Below are 3,964 nucleotides of genomic sequence, written 5' to 3' on the forward strand. Positions count from 1 at the left end.
CAGCGTCCCCTACCAGAGCACCCACAATACGGGCGGCGCCATCATGGGAACGGACCCGAAGAAGAGCGCGGTCAACACCTTCCTCCAGAGCTGGGACGTCCCCAATGTCTTTGTCATCGGTGCGTCGGCCTTCCCGCAGAATGCCGGCAAAAATCCGACAGGAACGGTCGGCGCGCTCGCTTTCCGCGCCGCCGATGCCATCCGCAATCAATATCTGCGCAATCCCGGTGCACCCCTGGTGCAGGCATGAACAAGCTCGTTCTCACGCTCGCCATCGGTGCTGCGGCCCTCACTGGCGGCCCGGCATGGAGTGCCGACCAGGCGGACCAGATCATACGTGGACAGTATCAGGCGGTGCTCGGCGACTGTGCAGGCTGTCATACGCGAGCCGAGGGCAAACCGCTGGCCGGCGGCCTGCCGCTCGAAACGCCGTTCGGCGCGCTTGTGCCGCCCAACATAACGCCTGACCGCGAGACGGGCATCGGCAGTTGGTCGGAAGCCGACTTCCGCAGCATGATGAAGTCAGGCATCGGCCACAATGGTGTGCGGCTCTACCCCGCAATGCCCTACCCCGCCTATACCAGGATGAACGATCGGGACATTTCCGACTTGTGGGCCTATCTGACGACGGTTCAACCGGTATCGAACAAGGTCGAAGCCAATCAGCTGCCGTTCCCGTTGAACATCCGGCTGGCGATGCTGGGCTGGAATGCCCTCAACTTCACCGAAGCAAGCTTTCAGCCGGATCCCTCCAAGTCGGCGGAGTGGAATCGCGGCGCTTATATCGTCCAGGGCGCGGGCCATTGCGGCACCTGCCACTCGCCCAAATCTTTCCTTGGCGCCGATAAGGACAGCGAGTTCCTGCAAGGTGCCTCCCTGCAGGGCTGGTTTGCCCCCGACATCACCAACAATGCGCAATCGGGCCTGGGCAAGTGGTCGGAAGAGGATTTGGTGAAATACCTCAAGACCGGCGTCAATGCGCATTCGATTGCCTCCGGTCCGATGGCGGAGGCCATCGAGAACTCCACGTCGAAAATGACCGATCCCGATCTCAAGGCGGTTGCAGTCTACCTCAAGAGCCTGGGCTCGGATGTCGACAGCGCCCAACCGGCAAAGCCTGACGCAACACGGATGACCGCGGGCGAGGCAATCTATCGCGACAATTGCTCGGCCTGCCATGGTGGAGATGGTGCCGGGTCAGGCGCGCTTTTCCCTTCCCTTGCCGGCAATTCGATCGTCGCGCAGGGCAGTTCCGAAACACTGGCACGGCTCGTCCTTGCCGGCAGCCAGGCCGTGCACACGGCCGATGCACCGACGACGCCCGCCATGCCTTCCCTGGCCTGGCGCCTGAAAGACCAGGAGGTCGCCGACGTCTTGACCTATGTGCGCGCCAGTTGGGGCAACGCGGCTCCTGCAGTCTCGTCCGGCGATGTCGCTGCCGTACGCAAGGGATTGACCCAGTAGACCCGTACTCTAGCTCTCGGCTGCGACAGCGAGTGCCAGACGGCTCATGTCGGTGAAAAGCGCCTGGCGCTCGGAATAGTCGGTCTGTTCGCCGGTCTCGATGTTGTCCACCACAACACACATCGACAAGGCACGTGCTCCGAAATGCTCCGATATGCCATAGAGCGCGCTGGTTTCCATATCCACGGCCAGGGCTCCTTGCGCCCGTGCATCGGCAAAACGGGCACGCCCATCCGGGTGATAGAAAATGTCGCTGCAGACCGTCAGGCCGACATGATGGTCGATGCCAAATTCTACCGCCTTGGCCCGTGACGATGCGAGGAGCGCCGGGTCCGGGCCAGCCGGTCCATAAAGGCCGAAAACCTGGCCGCTCTGGGCGCTTTCCGCCTGTGCCGATTGCGAGATGACAAGGCTGCGCAGCTTTGCCTTTGCGGTCAGGCTGCCGCAGGTGCCGGTACGGATCAGCGTCCGGGCGCCATAATGGTCCAGCAGTTCATGCGCATAGATCAGAAACGATGAAACGCCGATGCCCGTCGCCTGAATGCTGATGGACTTGCCACGAAACAAGCCGGTGAAGCCAAGCGTGCCGCGTCGGCGATTGATGCAGCGCGGCGCTTCCAGGAACGTTTGCGCCATCCATTCAGCGCGCTGCGGGTCGCCCGGCAACAACACCGTGTCGGCATAGTCGTCCTTGTCCGCTTCGTTGTGCGGCGTCACCGGTTGCTCCCCTAAGCCTTCCTGCCGTTCACCCCTCAATCATGGCGTTGTCACAGCGTTGCGCAAGGAGGAACATGGGGAAGGCTCTAGGACTCCAGCACGTCCTTGACGATCGTGGCCAGTTGCTTGAGCGAAAACGGCTTGGGCAGGAAGCCGAAATGCGCATCTGCCGGCAGGTTTCTGGCGAATGCGTCCTCGGCATAGCCGGACACGAAGACGAACTTGATGTCGGGCTGGCGCTTGCGCAATTCGCCGAGCAGCGTCGGCCCGTCCATTTCCGGCATCACCACGTCGGAAACGACGATATCGACCTTGCCGCCCAGCGCCTCGAACACTTCCAGCGCCTCGACGCCCGACGATGCCTCGTGCACGGTGTAGCCGCGCGAGGTCAGCGCCCGCATGCCGCCCATGCGCACGGCATCCTCGTCCTCGACGAGCAGCACCGTGGCCGAGCCCGACAGATCCTTGGCCGGATCGGCGACCTTTGCCGGCGCCGCCGGCGCATCGCCGGGCTCGCCTGCTTTTTTCGCTTCGGCGATGTGACGCGGCAGGAAAATGCGGAAAGTCGAGCCTTTGCCGACTTCGGAATCGCAGAAGATGAAGCCGCCGGTCTGCTTGATGATGCCGTAGACCATCGACAGGCCAAGGCCGGTGCCTTTGCCGACTTCCTTGGTGGTGAAGAAGGGCTCGAATATCTTCTTCAGCACGTCGGGCGCGATGCCGCTGCCGGTGTCCTCGACTTCGACCACGACATAGTCCGCCGGGGCGAGTTCGCGGTAGGAAAAGGCCTTGCACTCCTCGGCGGTTACATTGCGGGTGCGCACGGTCAGATCGCCGCCCGCCGGCATAGCATCGCGCGCGTTGACCGCAAGGTTGACCACCACCTGTTCGAACTGCCCGATATCGACCTTGACCGGCCACAGGTCGCGGCCATGGTCGACCTTCAGCTTGATGTCGTTGCCGACAAGGCGGGCCAGCAGCATCCTGAGATCGGCGAGCACGTCGGTCAGGTTGAGCACTTCCGGCCGCAATGTCTGCTTGCGCGAGAAGGCCAGCAACTGCCGCACCAGCGAAGCCGCCCGGTTGGCATTCTGCTTGATGTTCATGATGTCTGGGAAGGACGGGTCCGACGGGCGGTGATTGGTCAACAAAAGGTCGGACGCCATGATGATGGCGGTCAGCACATTGTTGAAATCATGCGCGATGCCGCCGGCAAGCTGGCCGACTGCCTGCATCTTCTGGCTTTGCGCCATCTGCCCTTCGAGCGCTTTCTGCTCCGTTGTCTCGACGGCGTAGACGATGGCCGACTCCTCGGCGCCCTCGCCGCCCTCGCCGCCGGTGCCGTCGGCGACGGCGTTGACGTAGAAGCGGATGTGCCGTTCGTCGTTGCCGGGCAGAAGCGTGTCGATCGGCTCGATGTCGGCCTGCCGCTGCTGCGCTTTCTCGAAGGCAGCCGCGAAGGCCGGCCGGTCGCGTTCGTGGATTACCGTGTCGAGCCGCACGCGACGGTCGACGGCGTCGCGATCGACGACAGACGAAAACAACGACAAAAACGGCGCATTGGTGCGCAGGATGCGTCCGTTGTGGTCGACGCCGGCGATTGCCATCGGTGTCGAGTTGAAGAAGCGGGTGAAGCGCACTTCCGAAGCCCGCAAATCGGCAGAGGCATCCTCGCCTTGCGTGCGGTTGAGCACGATCGTGCGTGTCGGCCCATTCAATCCTTCGCGGCTGGCCGAAACGCGGTGCATGAAGCGCACCGGCAGCGCTTCGCCCGTCATGGTCG

The 3,964-nt window shown here is 63.1% G+C and carries 4 protein-coding genes; 2 read left to right on the forward strand and 2 right to left on the reverse strand.

Annotated features, from left to right (window positions below):
• Together EN932_RS30895 and EN932_RS30900 are read left to right on the forward strand one after the other, a co-directional pair.
• Positions 1 to 250 (forward strand): GMC oxidoreductase (locus tag EN932_RS30895; protein ID WP_164890708.1); only part of this gene is annotated, 250 nt, incomplete at its 5' end.
• Positions 247 to 1,464 (forward strand): cytochrome c, encoded by a 1,218-nt coding sequence (locus tag EN932_RS30900; protein ID WP_127367115.1) that lies wholly within the window; start codon positions 247 to 249, stop codon positions 1,462 to 1,464. The genes EN932_RS30895 and EN932_RS30900, both read left to right, overlap by 4 nt.
• 9 nt (positions 1,465 to 1,473) lie before the next feature.
• Here the strand turns inward: EN932_RS30900 and EN932_RS30905 are convergent, their stop codons facing one another.
• Together EN932_RS30905 and EN932_RS30910 are read right to left on the reverse strand one after the other, a co-directional pair.
• On the reverse strand, positions 1,474 to 2,181 hold the full coding sequence (locus tag EN932_RS30905; RefSeq protein WP_013531859.1) for a DeoD-type purine-nucleoside phosphorylase: 708 nt from the start codon (positions 2,179 to 2,181) through the stop codon (positions 1,474 to 1,476).
• A gap of 86 nt (positions 2,182 to 2,267) precedes the next feature.
• Positions 2,268 to 3,964 (reverse strand): PAS domain-containing sensor histidine kinase (locus EN932_RS30910; RefSeq protein WP_164890709.1); only part of this gene is annotated, 1,697 nt, incomplete at its 5' end.

Origin of the sequence: Mesorhizobium sp. M7A.F.Ca.US.002.01.1.1 (genome assembly GCF_004022955.1) — a bacterium.
Classification (GTDB): Bacteria; Pseudomonadota; Alphaproteobacteria; order Rhizobiales; family Rhizobiaceae; genus Mesorhizobium; species Mesorhizobium ciceri.